23 protein-coding genes are annotated in these 17,790 nt (G+C 69.7%); 11 read left to right on the top strand and 12 right to left on the bottom strand.

Annotation, left to right across the window (positions count from 1 at the left end):
• Positions 1-14: 14 nt before the first annotated feature.
• The 5 genes from AB0J88_RS35600 to AB0J88_RS35580 form a co-directional block, all read right to left on the bottom strand.
• Complete coding sequence (locus tag AB0J88_RS35600) at positions 15-440, bottom strand: hypothetical protein (protein WP_364355133.1); 426 nt, start codon at positions 438-440, stop codon at positions 15-17.
• A 32-nt stretch (positions 441-472) separates the two neighbouring features.
• Complete coding sequence (locus AB0J88_RS35595) at positions 473-1,561, bottom strand: hypothetical protein (protein ID WP_364355136.1); 1,089 nt, start codon at positions 1,559-1,561, stop codon at positions 473-475.
• Positions 1,558-2,079 carry a SigE family RNA polymerase sigma factor gene (locus AB0J88_RS35590; protein WP_364355138.1) on the bottom strand — a complete coding sequence of 174 codons (522 nt, stop codon included), beginning with the start codon at positions 2,077-2,079 and terminating at the stop codon, positions 1,558-1,560. Before AB0J88_RS35590 ends, AB0J88_RS35595 begins: the two co-directional genes overlap by 4 nt.
• Positions 2,080-2,158: 79 nt before the next feature.
• The gene (locus AB0J88_RS35585) at positions 2,159-2,491 is read right to left on the bottom strand and encodes a hypothetical protein (RefSeq protein WP_364355141.1); all 333 of its coding nucleotides are present in this window, start codon (positions 2,489-2,491) and stop codon (positions 2,159-2,161) included.
• A 164-nt stretch (positions 2,492-2,655) separates the two neighbouring features.
• A complete protein-coding gene (locus AB0J88_RS35580) occupies positions 2,656-3,132 on the bottom strand; it encodes an SRPBCC domain-containing protein (RefSeq protein ID WP_364355144.1) in 477 nt (158 codons plus the stop codon).
• 286 nt (positions 3,133-3,418) lie between these two features.
• On the opposite strand from AB0J88_RS35580, the gene AB0J88_RS35575 reads away from it, so the two are divergent.
• From AB0J88_RS35575 to AB0J88_RS35565, 3 genes are read left to right on the top strand one after another with little or no spacing between them, the layout of a single operon-like run.
• Positions 3,419-3,862 (top strand): hypothetical protein, encoded by a 444-nt coding sequence (locus tag AB0J88_RS35575; protein WP_364355147.1) that lies wholly within the window; start codon positions 3,419-3,421, stop codon positions 3,860-3,862.
• A gap of 34 nt (positions 3,863-3,896) precedes the next feature.
• Entirely contained in the window at positions 3,897-4,307 is a 411-nt protein-coding gene (locus AB0J88_RS35570; RefSeq protein WP_364355150.1) for a hypothetical protein, read from the top strand.
• Positions 4,265-5,176 (top strand): FAD-dependent oxidoreductase, encoded by a 912-nt coding sequence (locus AB0J88_RS35565; protein ID WP_364355153.1) that lies wholly within the window; start codon positions 4,265-4,267, stop codon positions 5,174-5,176. The genes AB0J88_RS35570 and AB0J88_RS35565 overlap by 43 nt, the downstream gene beginning before the upstream one ends.
• On the opposite strand, the gene AB0J88_RS35560 is transcribed toward AB0J88_RS35565, so the two are convergent.
• A complete protein-coding gene (locus tag AB0J88_RS35560) occupies positions 5,157-5,429 on the bottom strand; it encodes a hypothetical protein (protein WP_364355156.1) in 273 nt (90 codons plus the stop codon). The two genes, AB0J88_RS35565 and AB0J88_RS35560, sit on opposite strands and share 20 nt — an antisense overlap.
• Before the next feature lie 29 nt (positions 5,430-5,458).
• Positions 5,459-5,872 (bottom strand): hypothetical protein, encoded by a 414-nt coding sequence (locus AB0J88_RS35555; RefSeq protein ID WP_364355159.1) that lies wholly within the window; start codon positions 5,870-5,872, stop codon positions 5,459-5,461.
• A gap of 207 nt (positions 5,873-6,079) precedes the next feature.
• On the opposite strand from AB0J88_RS35555, the gene AB0J88_RS35550 reads away from it, so the two are divergent.
• The 5 genes from AB0J88_RS35550 (at position 6,080) to AB0J88_RS35530 (ending at position 11,622) form a co-directional block, all read left to right on the top strand.
• Positions 6,080-7,318, top strand: coding sequence for an ABC transporter substrate-binding protein (locus tag AB0J88_RS35550; protein ID WP_364355162.1), 1,239 nt, complete (start codon positions 6,080-6,082; stop codon positions 7,316-7,318).
• Positions 7,315-8,265: a sugar ABC transporter permease gene (locus AB0J88_RS35545; RefSeq protein ID WP_364355165.1), complete on the top strand. Its 951-nt coding sequence runs from the start codon at positions 7,315-7,317 to the stop codon at positions 8,263-8,265. The genes AB0J88_RS35550 and AB0J88_RS35545 overlap by 4 nt, the downstream gene beginning before the upstream one ends.
• A complete protein-coding gene (locus AB0J88_RS35540) occupies positions 8,265-9,104 on the top strand; it encodes a carbohydrate ABC transporter permease (RefSeq protein ID WP_364355168.1) in 840 nt (279 codons plus the stop codon). Before AB0J88_RS35545 ends, AB0J88_RS35540 begins: the two co-directional genes overlap by 1 nt.
• A gap of 10 nt (positions 9,105-9,114) precedes the next feature.
• Positions 9,115-10,314, top strand: coding sequence for a sn-glycerol-3-phosphate ABC transporter ATP-binding protein UgpC (gene ugpC, locus AB0J88_RS35535; RefSeq protein ID WP_364355171.1), 1,200 nt, complete (start codon positions 9,115-9,117; stop codon positions 10,312-10,314).
• A gap of 99 nt (positions 10,315-10,413) precedes the next feature.
• Positions 10,414-11,622 carry a hypothetical protein gene (locus AB0J88_RS35530; protein ID WP_364355174.1) on the top strand — a complete coding sequence of 403 codons (1,209 nt, stop codon included), beginning with the start codon at positions 10,414-10,416 and terminating at the stop codon, positions 11,620-11,622.
• Here AB0J88_RS35530 and AB0J88_RS35525 read toward each other — a convergent pair.
• Complete coding sequence (locus tag AB0J88_RS35525) at positions 11,619-12,557, bottom strand: LysR family transcriptional regulator (protein WP_364355177.1); 939 nt, start codon at positions 12,555-12,557, stop codon at positions 11,619-11,621. The two genes, AB0J88_RS35530 and AB0J88_RS35525, sit on opposite strands and share 4 nt — an antisense overlap.
• 92 nt (positions 12,558-12,649) lie before the next feature.
• Between AB0J88_RS35525 and AB0J88_RS35520 the strand changes: the two genes are divergently transcribed.
• Entirely contained in the window at positions 12,650-13,009 is a 360-nt protein-coding gene (locus tag AB0J88_RS35520) for a hypothetical protein (RefSeq protein WP_364355180.1), read from the top strand.
• Here AB0J88_RS35520 and AB0J88_RS35515 read toward each other — a convergent pair.
• Both AB0J88_RS35515 and AB0J88_RS35510 read right to left on the bottom strand, forming a co-directional pair.
• Entirely contained in the window at positions 13,002-14,012 is a 1,011-nt protein-coding gene (locus tag AB0J88_RS35515) for a TerC family protein (protein ID WP_364355183.1), read from the bottom strand. The genes AB0J88_RS35520 and AB0J88_RS35515 overlap by 8 nt on opposite strands.
• Before the next feature lie 33 nt (positions 14,013-14,045).
• A complete protein-coding gene (locus AB0J88_RS35510) occupies positions 14,046-15,335 on the bottom strand; it encodes a hemolysin family protein (protein WP_364355186.1) in 1,290 nt (429 codons plus the stop codon).
• A gap of 92 nt (positions 15,336-15,427) precedes the next feature.
• Here AB0J88_RS35510 and AB0J88_RS35505 point away from each other — a divergent pair, with 92 nt between their 5' ends.
• Positions 15,428-16,102, top strand: coding sequence for a hypothetical protein (locus tag AB0J88_RS35505; RefSeq protein WP_364355189.1), 675 nt, complete (start codon positions 15,428-15,430; stop codon positions 16,100-16,102).
• Here AB0J88_RS35505 and AB0J88_RS35500 read toward each other — a convergent pair.
• Complete coding sequence (locus AB0J88_RS35500; RefSeq protein WP_364355192.1) at positions 16,082-17,104, bottom strand: hypothetical protein; 1,023 nt, start codon at positions 17,102-17,104, stop codon at positions 16,082-16,084. The genes AB0J88_RS35505 and AB0J88_RS35500 overlap by 21 nt on opposite strands.
• A 24-nt stretch (positions 17,105-17,128) precedes the next feature.
• Complete coding sequence (locus AB0J88_RS35495; protein WP_364355195.1) at positions 17,129-17,425, bottom strand: hypothetical protein; 297 nt, start codon at positions 17,423-17,425, stop codon at positions 17,129-17,131.
• A 31-nt stretch (positions 17,426-17,456) separates the two neighbouring features.
• Here AB0J88_RS35495 and AB0J88_RS35490 point away from each other — a divergent pair, with 31 nt between their 5' ends.
• Positions 17,457-17,723, top strand: a complete 267-nt coding sequence (locus AB0J88_RS35490; protein WP_364355198.1) for an NUDIX hydrolase — start codon at positions 17,457-17,459, stop codon at positions 17,721-17,723.
• Positions 17,724-17,790: the final 67 nt, after the last annotated feature.

The raw sequence follows: 17,790 nt of genomic DNA, 5'->3' as shown, positions 1-17,790 counted from the left end.
ACACAAGGGTTGATCTATGTCTCCAATGTGCCGGAATTTAGAGACAGCGGCGCGTAGAACGATTGGACCGCGGGCTGGCCCGTGTAGTTGGGTCCGGCCCGGTCGTCGGCGCCGCGGTAGTGATACGGGAACGTTGTTCGGCGGCCACCGACGAGGCTGATCCGGTGCCGCCGGGCGTCGTATGCGAAGCCGTTGCGGCGAAGCTCTCCGGTGAGGGCGCGGCCGAGCGGCTCGCCGTCTTCGCCCCGGATGCTCGTGAGGTCGAGGTCCGCGACCAGCTCGCCGGCGTCGGTCAGCCGCGCGAGGAGCCGGTCAAGGGGGTTGAAGCCGAGGTCACGGGTGTAGCTGTTCGGGCCGGCGAGCTGGCGCTCCCGGTTCATCGCGATGTTGGCCACGACCGCTGATGCGGAGAGCGCTTCGTCGTCCAGGAGGCCGGCCATCCGACGAGCCTAGAGCGCGTCCTACGGCGGTTTCACACCTGGCCGCGTACGACGATGTCGCGGATGTCGCCCCTGACGGTCGTGATCGTCTCGACGCGGTCGCCGGCGAAGTCGAGCAGCTCTACGGCCGCGATCCGCAGGTCCTGCCCGTAGCGGCGGGTGACGATGACCCCGCCATCCACACTGGACTGGACTTGCCGCAGCGCACGCTCGTCCCGTGTCGGGACGGGCAGGTTGTGGTGGCGCGGGCGCAGGTTAGGCCGGCTCAGGTCGAACGTCAACAGGTCACCCGCCGCATGCTCGAGGCCCTCGGTCCGGAACGCCAGCGTGTGGCCGTCCGGCATCAGCTCGCCGCCGACGAAGAAGCTCTTGGTGACGCCCTTGTTCAGGTCCACGGTCTGGCGGCCGAGGTCGTCACCAGTCAGGGGATTCACCCTCGACAGCGAGACCTCGTCGATGTTGTCGAAGTCCGAGCACAGCAACAGGAACGCGCTGTCCCGCAACCCGCAGACGACAGTCGTGCCGTAGTCACCGGCCGCCACCTTCGCGGCCTGGCGGCCGGTGGCCAGCTCGATCACCATGACCGACTGCGGCGCGCCGTGGTTCGTGACGCCCGAGCGCACCGCCAACCATCTGCCGTCCGAGGACCAGGCGGCGACGTTCGTGTCGTCGTCGGAGCCCAGGTCGACGACCCGGTCGCCGCCCAGGTCGCGCAGCACCACCCGGCCGTCGCGGACCAGGGCGACCCACCGGCCGTCCGGCGAGATGGCGCGCACACCCTCGCCCGCGTCGTAGTGGCCGCCGTCGTCGGCCACCAGGACCGTCGACCCGTCGGCGCGGGTGTAGGCCAGCACGGCCAGGCCGAGCCGGCTGTCGGGCAGCGCGCTCGTCGACTCCGCCACGTCCAGCTTCTCGGGCAGCCAGCTCACGACGGTGGAGTTCGCCGGTCGGCTGTGCGGCAGGACGGCGGCCACGCCGGCGGTGGCGAGCACGACGGCCGCGACCGGGGCGAGCCAGGCGATCCGGCGCTGCCGGCGTGCGGTCCGCAGCGCCTGGTCGGTCACGTCGTAGGGCCTCGCCTCCGCCGCGACGTCGACCAGCAGGTCCCTCATGCCGGTCATCGCGGCACCTCCTGGGGCTCCTGGATGAGGTCGGCCAGTTCGGGTGCGAGCTCCCGCAGCCGGCGCAGCGCGTGGTGGGTCTGGCTCTTCACGGTGCCGAGCGAACAACCGAGCGTCTCGGCGATCTCCGCCTCGGGCAGGTCGTCGTAGAACCGCAACACGATCACCGCGCGCTGCTTGGCAGTGAGCTTGGCCAGCGCCTGCCGCATCAGCAGCCGCCGCACCGCGTCGTCGGCCTCGTCGCGGGCGGACGGCCGATCCGGCTGCTGGGCGGTCGGCAGCTCGCGGCGCCGGGACAACCGCCGCGAGGAGATGAACTCGTGGTAGAGCGCCTTGCGCACGTACGCCTCGGGCTCGCCGACCCGCGAGACCCGATCCCAGTGCCGGGCGATCTTGACCAAGGTGGCCTGCACCAGATCCTGCGCCGCGTGATGATCGCCCGCCAGGAGGTAAGCGACCCCCGACAGCTTGGCGAGCCGGGCCGTCACGAAGTCCCGGAAGCCAGCCTCGTCCCGCATCCCATCCCCGCTCGCCGGAAACGCACGTCACGACCTACACGAGACCCGGCCGGTGAAAGGTTGGCAGTGGTGCTCAGCTTTATCGACGTGGCTGCCGCGCGGGCCGGGCCATGGGACTGCGCGGCAAGGGCGGCAGGCGGTCCTGACGGCGGCGGACCAGGCTGTTCAGGTAAAGCAGGGCCAGGCCCAGCACGCCCATGTCGTCGAGGTAGATCGGGTCGGGCAGCAGGTCGACGGGAAAGAACGTGAAGACCAGAGCGCCGTAGAAGGCGACCTTGCCGCCGAAGCCGAGCTCACCGAGCTGACCGCGAACCCGGAACACCCGCACGAGCAGGACGATCGTGCCGACCAGGGCACCCACGAGCACGATGCCAGCGACGACGATGACGGCTATCCACGCCTCGCGGGACATAAGAACACGCTACCAACGCGCCGGGTTTGTCGCATTCTGACTTTGCCCGATCTGGAAGAGACCGATGATGCTAACGCTGCTGGATGTCGATGTCCGCGTCCGGTCCACCACAGCATCCGACGTGCGCTTCGGCGTTCAGCTCCGCGCGAATCCACCATCTACCGTCAAGCATTGCGTTCGTCGTGTCCCGACTCGATGAGGCGAGCGAGATTCGTCAGGGCCATCCGGGTCCCGAGCTCGTTGTCCGCCGGCGGGATGCTGTCCGGCAGGCCCTCGTGGACCATCAGCACGTCGGTGCCGCCCTCCGCGTCTGTCAGCGTCGTGGTCATCGTCATCGTGCCCGCGAGGCCGGGTGAGTCCGTCTCGAACTCGAAGACCTCGACCACCTGCTCGTCCGGCACCAGCCGGGAGAAGTGGCCGTGGTACGTGTCCGTGTGTGTCGACGTCTTGCCGCTGCTGTCCGGGTCCGTATAGGTGAGCGACACCCGGAACCGGCCGCCCTCGCGCGCCTCGAAGAGGTGCACCTCGCTGGTCATGCCCTCCGGCACCCGCCACCGCGCGACCGCGTCCGGGTCCAGCAGTGCTCGGTAGACCGCCGTCCGAGGAGCGGCGATGTGGTGCAGAACCCTCGTGGTGTACATGGCTGTCCACGGTAAACCGGATTCGTGGTTGGGGCGTCCAACCACCATGAGACGACTCTTCGTACCCACTCTGATCCTGCTGGCTGCCTTTGGCGTCAGTGCGTGTGAGCCCGCCGGGGCCGGGACCAGCATCGGGTCGCCGCGGCCCGCTGAGGCTTCCAAGCCTGTGGCTCTGCCGCAGCCGTCCGTGACCAAGAAACCCGCGGCCACGCCGCTGCGGCCCTATCGCGTCACCTATGGCTGGGCCGTGCCCTCTCGGCCCGCTCGGGTTCCGCATACCGTTGTCATGCGCGATCCGCCGGCCACGCCGTTCCCGTTCCTGGTTCGCATCCAGGTCGGCGATCATCCGAACGACAATCCCGCGTACACCCGGATCACGTTCGCGTTCGACGGGCCCTGGCCTACCTACGAGATCGCCTATCAGCGGGAGTTGACCCAGGACGGCAGTGGCAACCACGTGCCCCTGCCCGGCAACAGCGTCCTGCGGATCACCTTCACCGACGCGCAGGCGCACGACGACCACGGGCGTCAGACCGAACGGCCCGGGTTCAAGCTCGGCTACCCCACGCTCAAGGGGTACGGGTTCGGCGGCGACTTCGAAGGGCAGGTCACCTACGGTCTCGGCATCCAGGTCAAGCCGAACAGCGACCAGGCCCTGCCGATCCGGGTCGGTGAGCTCGTTCGCGCCGACGGCACCTACGTCGTGGCCGTCGACGTGCGGCGGGCTTGAGTCTCCACCTGGTCGAGGGCTCAGACTCGGCGCCGTGTTGGCCGACATCGAGTATGCGATACGGGCGAGCTGGGCCGCGGACACCTGCTCGCCCGACGACCTGGCCCGCGCCGGGTGGCATCCCGGCAACCCGGCGTGGGGGCATTGCGACGTGACCGCGCTCGTGCTCAACGACCTGTTCGGCGGCGACATCGTGCTCGGCGACGTGCACCTCGACGGCGAGCGGCACGGCTACCACTGGTGGAACCGGCTGCCGGGCGGGCTCGAGCTCGACCTGACGTTCGAGCAGTTTCAGGACGGGCAGACCGTGTCCGCGCCGCGCATCATCAGACGGCCGCCGGGGAGGCCGGAGCGCCGGGCCGCCGCGTACGACCTGTTCCGGCAACGAGTCATGATGAAGGGATGGCGGACGTCGTCGTTCTCGGTGCCGGGATCATCGGGCTGACCTCGGCCCTCGCGCTGCAGGACGCGGGCGCCGAGGTCGAGGTCATCACGACCGACCAGCCGAAATACACCGTCTCGGCCATCGCTGCCGCCGTCTGGTACCCGACCAGGATCGACGCCGACCCTCGCGTCCTGGGCTGGGGCAACCGCACCTTCGAGGTCTTCAGCCACGAGGCCGGAACCGGAGCTCCCGGCGTCTCCATGCGGCCGACCAGGATGATCACCCGCCGCGGCGAGCAGGGCCGGCCCTGGTGGGCGGCCGCCGTCCCGGACTTCACGGAACACCCGGGGGAATGGCGCTTCACCGTGCCGGCCGTCGAGATGCTGCCCTACCTGGCCCACCTGCTCGACCGCTTCCGGGCCAACGGCGGCACGCTGACCATCCAACACGTGGACCGCCTCGACGACCTGAAGGCCCCAAGAATCGTCAACGCCACGGGTCTGGGCGCCGCGTCCCTGACGGACGACCAGAGCCTCTACCCGATCCGCGGCCAGGTCGTCGTCGTCGACAACCCGGGGCTCACCACCTCGATCCGCGACGAGGACCACCCGCTCGGCCCCGTCTACATCCATCCCCGCAGCACGGACGTCGTGCTCGGCGGCACCTTCGAGGTCGGCGACACCGACCTCGCCATCAGACGGGCCACCGCCGAAGCGATCGTCGAGCGCACCACCCTGGTCGAGCCGCGACTGGCCGAAGCCGGCATCCGGCAACACCTCGTGGGCCTGCGGCCGGCCCGCCACGGCGGTCCGCGCGTCGAGGCCGAGGGCAGGGTCATCCACGCGTACGGCCACAGCGGCGCCGGCATGACCCTCTGCTGGGGTACCGCCGAAGAGGTCGTGCGACTGCTCAAGCCCCCCGCACGATAGCCACCGCGACCCGCGCCAACTCGTCCATGTCGGGCTCGAACCCGGCGGCGATGTCCGGATGCAGGCCGGCCTTCGTCTCGTCGAGCAGCCGCCGGCAGACGATGTCGAACGACTCGCCCCGGTACGACGACCGCACCCGCTCGGTCGCCGCCGTCAGGGCTGACGTCAGCTGCTCCTCGAGCGGGCCGCGAAGCTTGTGCTGCACGGGATCGTGAGGGTCCGGTTCGAGCGTGACATGAGGTTCCGCGGCCATGCCCTGCGGATTCCCGCGGCGACGAAAGATCAAACCCCGAGCGCGGCCACCCGCACCAGGTAGGACGGCTCGTCGGCCGGCTCCTCGCGATAGCTGATCGCCCGGATCTGCCGCTCGTCCGCGTAGAGCGTGACGTCGGCGAGCACCCCCAGGTGCGTACCGGTGAGCCGTCCCCGTTTGTCGCTCAACACGTCGGCGACCCCGGCCAGGAACCGCGGCGCGGAGCCCACGTGCGAGGCGGACCCGCGCACGACGACCTCCAGCGACACCTCGGCACGAGACGGGGTCCAGCCGCTCTGCTGCGCCGCGGCCAGCGCCGCCAGCAGCAACGCGCGGACGCGCTCGGCCTGGCGATGGCCGGCGGAGAGGATCGACAGGGTCTCGGTCTTCTGCGGTGGCAGGCCGCGCACCTCGAAGGACAGGGCTGACGTGGTCTCCTGCACGGCACTACCTCCGCGGGTCGGGCGGGGGCGACGCGTTACGTATGGCGACCGTACCGTGTCCTGCCGTCAACCACGAGGTGTACGGCCGTCCACGTTTGCTTTCCCCGCGACCGGGGCATGGTCCGAGATCGGCGAACCGCAATGACGCGGGAACGGAGGTCGGATATGGCGGAACGATCTCGGGAAAGCAGAAGGCGACGGCGGGGGGTGGCCGCGCTCGCGGCGGTCGCACTCCTGGGACCCACGGCGGCGGCCTGTGGCGGGGGCGATGACGGCGGCGTGCCGGAGATCAACGTCTACTACGCGCCGGAGGAGAACTTCCAGCAGGTCGTCGACGACTGCAACCAGCAGGCGCAGGGCCGCTATCGGCTGGCCTACCAGGTGCTGCCGCGCGGCGCCGACGAGCAGCGGGTGCAGATGGTGCGCCGGCTCGCCGCCGAGGACGACGGCATGGACGTGCTCGGCCTGGACGTGACCTGGACGGCGGAGTTCGCGAGCGCGAAGTGGATCCGCGAGTGGACCGGGCAGCAGAAGAGCGAGGCGTCCCAGGGCACCCTGCAGCAGCCGCTGGAGTCGGCGTCCTACGAGGGCAAGCTCTACGCCGCGCCGAAGAACACCAACACGCAGCTGCTCTGGTACCGCAGCGACCTCGTGCCGAACCCGCCGAAGACCTGGGACGAGATGATCAAGATGTCCCAGGACCTCAAGAGCCAGGGCAAGCCGTACGAGATCGACACCATGGGCGCGCAGTACGAGGGCCTCGTGGTGCTCTACAACAACATGGTCGCGAGCGGCGGGGGCAAGATGCTCAGCGACGACGGCGGGAAGGTCGAGTTCGACCAGGGTGCCGTCGACGCGCTCGGCACGCTCCAGAAGTTCGCGTCGGCCGGCGTCACCAACCCGTCGTTCACCAACACGCAGGAGGACGGCGCGCGGCTCCAGTTCCAGAGCGGCAGCGGCGCCTTCCAGCTCAACTATCCGTTCGTGTGGCCGGCCCTGCAGGAGGGCGCGCCGGACCTCAAGGACAAGGTCAAGTGGGCGCGGTACCCCGGCATCGACGCCGGCACTCCGAGCAAGGTGACGATCGGCGGCTACAACCTGGCCGTCTCCTCGTACTCGAAGCATCCGGCCGAGGCGTACGAAGCCGCGCTGTGCCTGCGCTCGCCGGAGCACCAGCTGTTCTCGGCGGTCAACGACGGCGTGCCGCCGACGATCGAGTCGGTCTACGACGACCCGAAGATGGACGAGGCGTACCCGTTCAAGGCCGACATCCTCGCCCAGGTCAAGGACGGCGCGAACCGCCCGATCACCCCGGCCTACCAGAACCTGTCCACGGTGCTCTCCGCGACGCTGTCGCCGCCGGCCGACATCCAGCCGGAACAGGACGCCAAGGAGCTGCGCGGCTCGATCCAGGACGCGCTCGAGTCGAAGGGTGTCCTGCCATGACGGCCGAAACCGCGACCAAGCCCACCACGCATCGGGCACGCGCGGAGAAGAAGGCCAAGACCCAGCTGTCAGAGGGCAGGAAGCAGGAGCGGAAGCTCGGCTGGCTGCTCTGCGCGCCGGCGGCGATCGTGATGCTCGCGGTCACCGCGTACCCGATCATCTATTCGGTCTGGCTCTCGTTCCAGCGCTTCGACCTCAAGTTCCCGGACCAGCGCGAGTTCATCGGGCTCGGCAACTACATCACCGTGCTGAGCAACCAGTACTGGTGGACGGCGTTCGGCGTCACCATGCTGATCACGGTCGTCACCGTGGCGGTCGAGCTCGTGCTGGGCATGGCACTGGCCTGGGTGATGTTCAAGACGCTGGTCGGGCGGGGGATCGTCCGCACGGCGGCGCTGATCCCGTACGGCATCGTGACGGTGGTCGCGGCGTTCTCCTGGAAGTACGCGTGGACGCCGGACACCGGCTATCTCGCGAAGCTGTTCGCCGACGGTGCGCCGCTGACCGAGCGGGCCAGCTCGCTGGCGATCATCGTGCTGGCCGAGATCTGGAAGACGACGCCGTTCATGGCGCTGCTGCTGATGGCCGGTCTCGCGCTGGTGCCCGACGACCTGCTCAAGGCCGCCTCGATGGACGGTGCCACGGGCTGGCAGCGGTTCACCAAGGTGATGCTGCCGGTGATGAAGCCGGCGATCCTGGTCGCGCTGCTGTTCCGTACCCTCGACGCCTTCCGGGTCTTCGACAACATCTACGTGTTGACCGCCGGGGCCAACAACACCTCGTCGGTCTCGATGCTGGCCTACAACAACCTGATCCGCGGGCTGAACCTCGGCATCGGGTCGACCATGTCGGTGCTGATCTTCATCGCGGTAGCGATCATCGCGTTCATCTTCGTGAAGCTCTTCGGCACCGCCGCACCCGGCAGCGAAGAGGAGGGTCGGCGCTGATGGCCGTCATGGACCAGTCGGCCGCCGCCAAGTGGCGGTGGAGCCTCATCGACCTTGTGGTGATCGTGTTCGCGCTGATCCCCGTCCTGTGGATCACCTCGTTGTCCTTCAAGACACCGGCGACGATCACCGACGGCAACTTCATCCCTCGGGAGTGGACGCTCGAGAACTACCGCAACATCTTCAGCACCGACCAGTTCGTACGCGCGTTGATCAACTCGATCGGCATCGGGCTGATCTCGACGCTGGTGGCGGTGGTGCTCGGCACGATGGCCGCGTACGCGATCGCGCGGCTCGACTTCCCCGGCAAGAAGCTGCTGATCGGCATCTCGCTGCTGATCGCGATGTTCCCGCAGGTCTCGCTGGTGTCGCCGCTGTTCGAGATCGAGCGGTCGATCGGCCTGTTCGACACGTGGCCCGGCCTGATCCTGCCCTACATCACGTTCGGCCTGCCGCTGGCCATCTACACCCTGTCCGCGTTCTTCCGGCAGATCCCGTGGGACCTCGAGAAGGCGGCCAAGATGGACGGCGCGACCCAGGGCGAGGCGTTCCGCCGGGTGATCGCGCCGCTGGCCGCGCCGGGCGTGTTCACCACCGCGATCCTGGTGTTCATCTTCTGCTGGAACGACTTCCTGTTCGCCATCTCGCTGACCTCGACCGAGCGCTCGCGTACGGTCCCGGCGGCGCTGTCGTTCTTCCAGGGCGCCTCGCAGTTCGAGGACCCGACCGGCGCCATCTCCGCGGCGGCCGTGATCATCACCGTCCCGATCATCCTGTTCGTGCTGTTCTTCCAGCGGCGCATCGTCTCCGGCCTGACGTCCGGCGCTGTGAAGGGTTAGGGGAATCCACGTGGCAGACATCGTTCTCGACAAGGTGACCAAGGCGTTCCCCGACGGCACGCTCGCGGTGCAGGAGCTCAACCTGGAGATCGCCGACGGGGAGTTCGTGATCCTGGTCGGCCCCTCGGGCTGCGGCAAGTCGACGACGCTCAACATGATCGCGGGGCTGGAGGACATCACCTCCGGCGAGCTCCGGATCGACGGGCAGCGGGTCAACGACAAGGCACCGCGGGACCGGGACATCGCGATGGTGTTCCAGTCGTACGCGCTCTATCCGAACATGACCGTCCGGGAGAACATGGCGTTCCCGTTGAAGCTGGCCAAGCTGTCTCGCGAAGAGATCGACCGCAAGGTCGACGAGGCCGCGAAGGTGCTGGAGCTGACCGCGCTGCTCGACCGTAAGCCGGCGAACCTGTCCGGCGGCCAGCGGCAGCGGGTGGCGATGGGACGGGCGATCGTCCGCTCACCCAAGGCGTTCCTGATGGACGAGCCGCTGTCCAACCTGGACGCCAAGCTGCGGGTCCAGATGCGCACGGTGGTGTCCCGCCTCCAGAAACGGCTCGGGACCACGACGGTGTACGTGACCCACGACCAGACCGAGGCGATGACCCTCGGCGACCGGGTCGTGATCATGCGGGCCGGCGCGGTGCAGCAGGTGGGTGAGCCGCAGCAGCTCTACGACCACCCGAACAACCTGTTCGTCGCGGGCTTCATCGGCTCGCCGTCGATGAACTTCTTCCCGGCGTCGGTGTCGTCGGGCCGCCTCTCGACGCCGCTGGGCGACTTTCCGCTCGGAGAGCGGATGCGGGGCCAGGTCTCGGAGGGCTCGGAGAACCTGATCGTGGGCATCCGCCCGGAGCATTTCGAGGACGCGTCGCTGATCGAGGACTCGATCCGTGCCCGGGGCGCCGAGTTCGACGCCACCGCGGACCTGGTGGAGTCGATGGGCTCCGACAAGTACGTCTATTTCACGATCGAGGGCGAGAAGGCGTCGGCGGCGGAGCTCGAAGAGCTGGCCGCGGACGTCGGCAGCGGCGACCTGCCGTCGGGCGGCTCGAACCTGGTGTGCCGCTTCTCGGCGGAGTCGCGGGTCAAGGAGGGCGACACGGCCAAGGTCTGGGTCAACCTGGAGAAGATCCACCTCTTCGACCCGTCCGACGGCCGCAACATCACCCTCCACGAGGGCCGCGCGTCGGGCGTCTCCGCGTAGTCGGTCGCGTGGCCCCGGTCGGTGCCTTCGGCCGGGGCCACGCCATACATCTGACCGAATGGATGATCAAGAACGGGCACGCCGGCCGTACCTTCAGTCGTGCCCAAGATCCGTTCGGCTGTCGCCGCCCTCCTGCTCGCCGCTGGTCTGGCGGGATGTTCCGCCTCGGAGGCGCCTTCGCCGTCGCCGTCGCCTTCGGCCACCCCGGATCCTGGGGCCGCCGTCCGGGCGAAGATCGACGCGGTGCTCGCCGAGCAGAGCGTGGCGTTGAACGAGGGCGACCAGGCCGGGTTCCTGGCACCGGCGGCCGGCAACGCCGAGGTAGAGGCGATGCTCAAGAAGCGCTTCGCCAACCTGCGCGCGTTGAAGGTCGCCGACGTCAAGCAGGCGGTGAACCTCGGCCCGGACCCGTCCGGCGACCCGGGCCGCTGGAACGCCCAGATCCGCTTCGACTACTGCGTGGGCGGGAGCGGCTGCGGCGTCGAGGGTCCGGTGATGAGCAGCGCGTGGCAGGAGACGTCCGGGGGCGTCAAGCTGGTCGACCTCGACGCGACCAGCTACGGGCCGCTGCCGTGGGAGGTCGACGACCTGGCCGTGCGGACCGGGAAGCGGGTCGTCGTCGCCACCACCAAGGCGCACGCCGCGGAGCTGCCGCTGGCGCTGTCGAAGGCCGAGGACGCGGCCAAGGTCGCCGACAGGTTCGCCGTCCCGGGCAGCAAGCCGTTCCGGTACGTCGTCTACCTGGCGCCCGGGTCGCACTGGAAGACCTGGTACAGCAACCCGTCCCCGTCGTCCTACGGATACGGGTTGCCGGAGCGGGCCGAGGGCACCGATCTCGTCACCCGGCTCGACGAGGTGCCGGTGGAACGGTCCGGTTTCCTGCTCCGCCACGAGATGACCCGGCTGGCCGCGATGAGCCACGCCCCGCGCCCCAACACGACCAACACCACCTGGTGGCTGAGCGAGGGACTGAACGAGCTGGCCGGCGCCAACGGCGCGAGCTATCCGACCCGCGACGACACCCGCGACCACCTGCGCGCGACGCCGTCGTACAAGGGCAGCCTGTCGACCGTCAACATGAGCGGACAGCTGACGGACAAGCAGATCAACGCCGTGTACGGCCTCGCCTACTACGCCACCACGTGCATCGACGAGAAGTACGGCCGCAAGAAGCTCCTGGCTCTGGTCGACGCCGTGCTCCGCAACGGCGAGGACACCGCCGCGGCGGGCGAACGGGTCCTCGGCGCCAGGTGGACGACGGTCGAGTCGACCTGCCTGACCTACACCCGCCGCGCCGTCGGCCTCTAGCCGCTCTCCCGCCCTCGCCTCGTTGACGCGGAGCGATCCGGGCTGAACGGGTCGTCCGCCGGCAGCCAGGCGTCGGGGTCGAGTGGGCCGACGTCGCGGGTCAGCGCCTCGATCACCGCCCGGACGGCGGCGCGGTCGTCGTCGCGCCGGGAGACCAGAGCCCACGTCCAGCACGGTGTCGGCCGGACCACGGGACGCCGCACCAGGTCGGGCGGCAACTGGGTGGTGTGGCCCTTGGGCGAGTTGACCACCGGCCCGTCGAGGCGCCGCACCTGGTCGAAGAAGGCCGGGCCGGTGACGCCGCCGTCGTCGATGTGGACCAGCCGCGCCCCGGTCGTCTGGGCGAACTCCTCGGCGTATCGGTTCCAGGACGACCACGTGGCGGTGTCGGCGTCGACCAGGGCCGCGGTGTCCGCCGCCCGCACGGGTGCCGGGTCCGTGCCGGTCGAGACCGCGTAGAGCAGGTCCGCGCCGACCAGTCGGGCGTCGAGGCCGTGTGCGGCCAGGTCCGCCGCCGGCACCCAGCAGATCGCGAGGTCGATGCTGCCGTCGGCGACCCGGCCCGCCTGGACGTGTGACGGCAGGACCCAGGCGTCCACGTGCACCTGCGCCACCCCGGAGACGCGGGCGGCCAGGTCCGGCGGCCGCCAGTTGACGTAGCCGAGCCGCAGCGAGGAAGACCCGCCGGCCGCGAACCGGCGCAGTTCGTCGGCCTGGTCGAGCAGCGCCCGGGTGCGGGGCAGCAGCGACTCCCCGGCGGCGGTCAGCGCGACCGAGCGGCGGTCACGGTCGAAGAGGCGTACGCCCAGGTCGCGTTCGAGGGCCTTGATCTGCTGGGAGAGCGACGGGCCGGCGATCCGGAGCCGGGCGGCGGCCCGGCCGAAGTTCAGCTCGTCGGCGACCGCGACGAAATAGCGCAACTGGCGCAACTCCACCCTTACCAGGCTAGCGCGCTGATAGGCGCAGCCTCCCAGCAGCGAGCGAGGCGGTCGTGCCAGGAGCAGCCATCCGAGCCAGGATGTTCACCATGACCGAGACCGAGATCCTCCGCAGCGTCCTCGACCGGTGGAAGTCGGGCGTCGACGCGCACGAGCCGCAGCGCGTCGCCGCCGTGTTCACCGACGACGCGATCTTCCAGGGCCTGCACCCGTACAGCGTCGGGCCGGACGGGGTCGCCGCCTACTACGCCTCGCAGCCGATCGGGCTGACCGCCGCGTACGAGATCCGGGAGACCCGCCGCCTGGCCGACGACGCCGTCCTCGGTTACCTGAGCGTCGACTTCTCCTTCACCGACCGGCCGACGCTGTCTGTCTCGCTCTGCGTCATCGCGCGCCGGGTCGGCGACGACTGGCTGATCGGCCACTACCAGGTGTCGAAGCTCAGCTAGCGTCCGGCCGCTCCGGCCCTTCGCGGCGCGCCCGGACCGAGCCCGCGTGGGCCTTCTTGCTCGGGTCGCGGCGCACCGCGACCAGGCTGGCCACCGTGGTCACGATCAGGACCACCGCGATGACGACCAGCGACAGGTTGGTCGAGATCTCCGGCACGCTCTCGTCGATGTCCACGTGCGCCCAGTGCAGGGCCAGCTTCACCCCGATGAAGGCGAGGATGATCGCGAGCCCGGTCGACAGGTAGACCAGCCGGTCCAGCAGGCCCTTCACGAGGAAGAACAGGGCGCGCAGGCCGAGCAGGGCGAAGGCGTTGGCGGTGAAGACGATGTACGTCTCCTCGGTCACGCCGAACACCGCCGGGATCGAGTCGAGGGCGAACAGCAGGTCGGTGCTGCCGATCGCGATCAGCACGACGAACAGCGGTGTGGCCACCCGCCGGCCGTCGTCCTTGCTGAACAGCTTGCCGCCACGGTAGTCGTCGGTCACCGGGACCAGCCGGCGAGTCGCCCGTACCAGCGCGTTGTCGCCCACGTCCGGGTCCTCGTCGCGGTGCCGGTAAAGCTGGACCGCCGTGTAGATCAGCAGCAGCCCGAACACCAGGAACATGAACGAGAACAGGTTCAGCAGGGTCGCGCCGAGCACGATGAAGACGACGCGGAAAGCCAGCGCCAGCACGATGCCAAAGGTGAGCACCCGCTGCTGGTGCGCGGCCGGCACCGCGAACGTGGACATGATGATCACGAACACGAACAGGTTGTCGACCGAAAGGCTCTTCTCGACCAGGTAGCCGGCGAAGTACTGGGTGCCGAACTCCCACCCCGAGATCGACGCGAAGATCACACCGAACACGACCGCGACCGCGATGTAGAAGACCGACCAGGCGACGGCTTCCTTGAAGTGGACCGCGTGCGGCTTGAGCGTTCCGATGATCAGGTCAAGGGCGAGCAACCCCAGGATGACCAGGATCGTGAGCGTCCACCCCAGGGCGGTGACGTGCAGCATTGACCGTCCTTCCGTAGCCGTGACCTGCCGTGATCAACGTTGAGCTTGCCCTACCGTGTCCACCCGGTCCCGGAGGCGGACCCGGGTGATCGCCCTTCCGGTCACCTCGACGACCTCAGCGATGTGCCCCGGGAGGTCCACCGTCTCGCCCGGCGCGGTCGGGATGTGGCCGAGGCGCGAGAGCAACAGCCCGGCGATCGTCGTGTAATCGCGCTGCTCCTCGTCGCCCAGGTCGACGCCGATGTCGGGCAGGTCGTGAATCGGGTACGTGCCGACGAGCAGCAGGTCGCCGTCCTTGGTGCGCACCACGTTCTGCACGTCCCGGTCGGTCTCGTCGTAGATCTCGCCGACGATCTCCTCGACCAGGTCCTCCATGGTGACGATGCCGTCGACCGCACCCCGCTCGTCGACCACCACGGCGAACTGCTGGCGCTGCTGCCGGAGCTGGCGGATCGCGTCGGTCACCTTCAGCGTCTCGGGCAGGAACACCGCCGGGTGTGCGTTGGCGGCGACGGCGCCGTCACTGTCGACCAGGTCGCGGATGTGCACCACCCCGAGCACGTCGTCGAGCCCGGTCGGCCCGACCACCGGCGCCCGCGACTGCCCGGCCTTGACGATCTCGCGCAGCGCCTCGGGCGCCGCGGTGTCGGCGGCCAGCGTGAACACCTGCCCGCGCGGGGTGAGCACCTCGCGCAGCACCCGGTCGGCGACCTCGAACGCGCCGCTGATGATCATCCGCTGGTCGGCCGGGATCGTCTCGTGCGCGGCGACCATGTCGCGCAGTTCCTCGGTGCTGACCTCCTCGCGGCCCGCTTCGGGGTCGCCGCCGGTCAGCCGGACCACCAGGTCGCTGGTCTTGCCGAGCAGCCACACCAGCGGCCGCGAGACCGTCGAGAGCACGTCGAGCGGCCGGGCCACCATCAGCGCCCACCCCTCGGCCCGCTGCATGGCGATCCGCTTCGGCGCGAGCTCACCGAACACGAGCGTGAAGAACGTGAGCACGATGGTCACGATCACGATCGCCACGGGCTCGGCCGCGTCGTTCAGGAACCCGAGCGGCCCGATCAGCGGCTGCGCCAGGGAGACGGCAGCGGCCGCCGAGGCGAGGAAGCCGGCCAGCGTGATCCCGATCTGGATGGTCGCGAGGAACCGGTTGGGGTCGTCGGCCAGCCGGGCCAACACCCGCCCGCCGCGCGAGCTGCGCTCGAGCCGCCGGATCTGGCTCTCCCGCAACGACACGAGCGCCATCTCGCTGCCGGCGAAGACCGCGTTCACCAACACCAGCACGAGTACGAGCGCGATCTGCACCCCATAGCCCCCCACGGGCGTCCCCTCCGAAGATCGTCGACTAGATGAACAGAGTCCCATGCCCAGCTGAGAGAGCGACAAAACCGACGCGACGCTAGGCTCTGCGCGTGTTCACGCTCGTAGAGAAGCTCGCGGACATCCTCGCGAACTACGGCATGCGCTTCCTCGACCACCGGCGTACGGTCCGCGACTCCGAGGTGGCACGCCGCCTGCTCGACGTGGTGATGCTCCTGCAGGACCTGTGCCTGCGCGGCGACCAGGTGCTGGCGCACGCACGGCAGTTCGCCGACGGCGTCGCGGACCGCACGATCGACGAGGAGCTCGGGCGGCTGCTCGACGAACAGGTCACCACGATGGCCGACCTGCGCGCCGCGATCGTCGCCTCGCGCGCCCTGCTCACCAGCGTCGACGCGGAGCTGTACCTGACGCTGTCGCCGTTCCTGGACGAGAAGTCGGGCCTGCTGACGCGGTGGTCCCAGCAGCGGAAGGTGAGCACGTACTCGACGACGACCCTGTTCTTCCTGTCCCCGGCGGCGATCGAAGCGGCCGACGACGTCAGGACGCTGGCGCTCGTCCTGCGGGAGACCCGGTCGGTCGAGGTGCGCGACATCCGGGAGATCGACGCGGGCCAGGCGGAGCGGCTGCGGCACGACGTCGAGGTCGCGGCGGCCGCGCTCGCCCGGGCGCGGGAGCTGTGCGCGCGGATGGTGTCGTCGGTGGAGCAGGCCGTCGGCGCCGACGCGATGGCGGCCCTGCGGCGGTCACTCGCCCGCCGCGCCTAGGCTCGGATCGCGGGGGTAGACCCCGACCCGGGCCATGGCGTACGCGCCGATGCCCGTGGCGTGCAGCGAGACCCGCCGCATGCCGAGCAGGGCCGCGACCTGTTCGATGTTGAACATCAGGCGCTGGAAGACACCGCCGCCCGTACCCTCGGGAACCCGGACCTCGTCGATCGCCAGGTCACCGTCGGAGTACGTGAACCGGGCCTGCAGGAACGCGCGCCCGACGTGGAGGTCGATGCTCCCGCCGCCCTCCGGATAGAGGCACACGTCGGCATGGGCGTCCGCGAAGCCGCGGGTCAGGGTCGCGTGGAAAGCATCCGGTGTGACGGGCACCCACCGCCGCCACGCGGCGACGAACTGGTCGTCGAGCCCGACGACGGTGAGGCCGGGAGCCAGGCGCTCGAAGTCTGCCAATTCGACGGGTCGTTCCTCGCGCACCTCGGTCGCTGCCGGCGGAGTCTCCTGGACCGCCTCGGCCGCCAGGCCGTCCCACCACGGATCTTCGCGCCAAGGAGGGAGGATCACCCGGTCTTCGACGGCACGCCAGCCCCGCTCCCAACAGCCGACCGCCGCCGCCGGCCGCAGGCCGAACCGGGCCGCGCCCGCGATGAGACAGCGCAGGAGCAGGAACGTCCCTGCCGCGTCGCCTCGATGAGGCCGGCGGCCGTGCACCTCGGCGTCGCGGAGCATCTCCGTGTACGCGACGAGGTGCGGCATCTCGCGGACGACGTACCGCATCGTGGTGTCGAGGACCGCCTGTGGGTCTTCGGGCCGGAACACGACGTCGGTGCCGGTGACGATGAGCGGCCGGTCGCCGACCGCGAACTCGAGGGCCGGCGCACCGTCGGGCGCCCAGATGCGACTGACCCGCCGCACCTGCGAGGCGACGAGGTGGACACTGTCGCCGATGGCCGGCACGAAAACGATGACCCGCCCGCCGAGCACGGTCGCCCGAACCTCAGGCACAAAACCCAGCGCGGCGACGATCTCGTCGGGATCCACACCGATCAGCGTACGTCCGGGCGGCTAGTCGGGGCAGACGGCCAGGACCACGCCGAAGTCCTCGCCCGGTGGCACCTCGAAGATCACCGCGCCGGTCTCCGGATCGATCACGGCGCTGTGTGCGATCGACTCGTTGCCCTCGACCGGGCCGTTGCCGAGGAGCACGGTGCACTCCGGGACCGGCTTCGACCCGTGTGGGGCCGGAATCTCGCCGGGCAGGACCACCAGCGCCGCCAGCACACCGAGCGCGGCGGCCGTACGAGCCGGATGCCTCGCGGAGCGCCGCGTGGTCTCTTCCCGATCCAGGTCGATCAAGGCCATCCGGCCACTGTAGGCGGTTACCGTTGCCGGCATGGCACCCGCCGTCTCCGTCAAGGGCGTGCTCCGCCTGCCACCGGGATTCCTGTTGCTACGCAACGACCGTGCGCAGTGGGAACTTCCGGGCGGCCGGCCCGAGGCGGGCGAAAGCCTGCCGGTGGCCCTGATCCGCGAGATCCACGAGGAGACCGGGCTGCGGGTGATGGTCACCGCGCCTGGCTGTACGACGTGCTCGGCAGCACCATCCGCGTCGAGACGTACGCCTGCCGGGTGGTCGGCGACGCAAACCCGCTGCGCCTGAGCATGGAATACGTCGCGGCCGCTGCTTCGCCCTGGACGATTTCCCGCTACCGGGCGGGATACGCGAC

The organism is Asanoa sp. NPDC049475 (assembly GCF_040676915.1).
Classification (GTDB): domain Bacteria; phylum Actinomycetota; class Actinomycetes; order Mycobacteriales; family Micromonosporaceae; genus Asanoa.
Note: the sequence above shows the minus strand (reverse complement) of the source record. Positions and strands in the feature narration are given on the sequence as shown.

Excerpts from the sequence above, each read along its gene's own strand:
- AB0J88_RS35600 (WP_364355133.1), bottom strand. The coding sequence starts at position 440 with ATGGCCGGCCTCCTGGACGACGAAGCGCTCTCCGCATCAGCGGTCGTG.
- AB0J88_RS35595 (WP_364355136.1), bottom strand. The coding sequence starts at position 1,561 with ATGACCGGCATGAGGGACCTGCTGGTCGACGTCGCGGCGGAGGCGAGG.
- AB0J88_RS35495 (WP_364355195.1), bottom strand. The coding sequence starts at position 17,425 with ATGGCCTTGATCGACCTGGATCGGGAAGAGACCACGCGGCGCTCCGCG.
- AB0J88_RS35515 (WP_364355183.1), bottom strand. The coding sequence starts at position 14,012 with ATGCTGCACGTCACCGCCCTGGGGTGGACGCTCACGATCCTGGTCATC.
- AB0J88_RS35540 (WP_364355168.1), top strand. The coding sequence starts at position 8,265 with ATGGCCGTCATGGACCAGTCGGCCGCCGCCAAGTGGCGGTGGAGCCTC.
- AB0J88_RS35585 (WP_364355141.1), bottom strand. The coding sequence starts at position 2,491 with ATGTCCCGCGAGGCGTGGATAGCCGTCATCGTCGTCGCTGGCATCGTG.
- AB0J88_RS35580 (WP_364355144.1), bottom strand. The coding sequence starts at position 3,132 with ATGTACACCACGAGGGTTCTGCACCACATCGCCGCTCCTCGGACGGCG.
- AB0J88_RS35565 (WP_364355153.1), top strand. The coding sequence starts at position 4,265 with ATGGCGGACGTCGTCGTTCTCGGTGCCGGGATCATCGGGCTGACCTCG.
- AB0J88_RS35545 (WP_364355165.1), top strand. The coding sequence starts at position 7,315 with ATGACGGCCGAAACCGCGACCAAGCCCACCACGCATCGGGCACGCGCG.
- AB0J88_RS35560 (WP_364355156.1), bottom strand. The coding sequence starts at position 5,429 with ATGGCCGCGGAACCTCATGTCACGCTCGAACCGGACCCTCACGATCCC.
- AB0J88_RS35520 (WP_364355180.1), top strand. The coding sequence starts at position 12,650 with ATGACCGAGACCGAGATCCTCCGCAGCGTCCTCGACCGGTGGAAGTCG.
- AB0J88_RS35490 (WP_364355198.1), top strand. The coding sequence starts at position 17,457 with ATGGCACCCGCCGTCTCCGTCAAGGGCGTGCTCCGCCTGCCACCGGGA.
- AB0J88_RS35590 (WP_364355138.1), bottom strand. The coding sequence starts at position 2,079 with ATGCGGGACGAGGCTGGCTTCCGGGACTTCGTGACGGCCCGGCTCGCC.
- AB0J88_RS35575 (WP_364355147.1), top strand. The coding sequence starts at position 3,419 with ATGCGCGATCCGCCGGCCACGCCGTTCCCGTTCCTGGTTCGCATCCAG.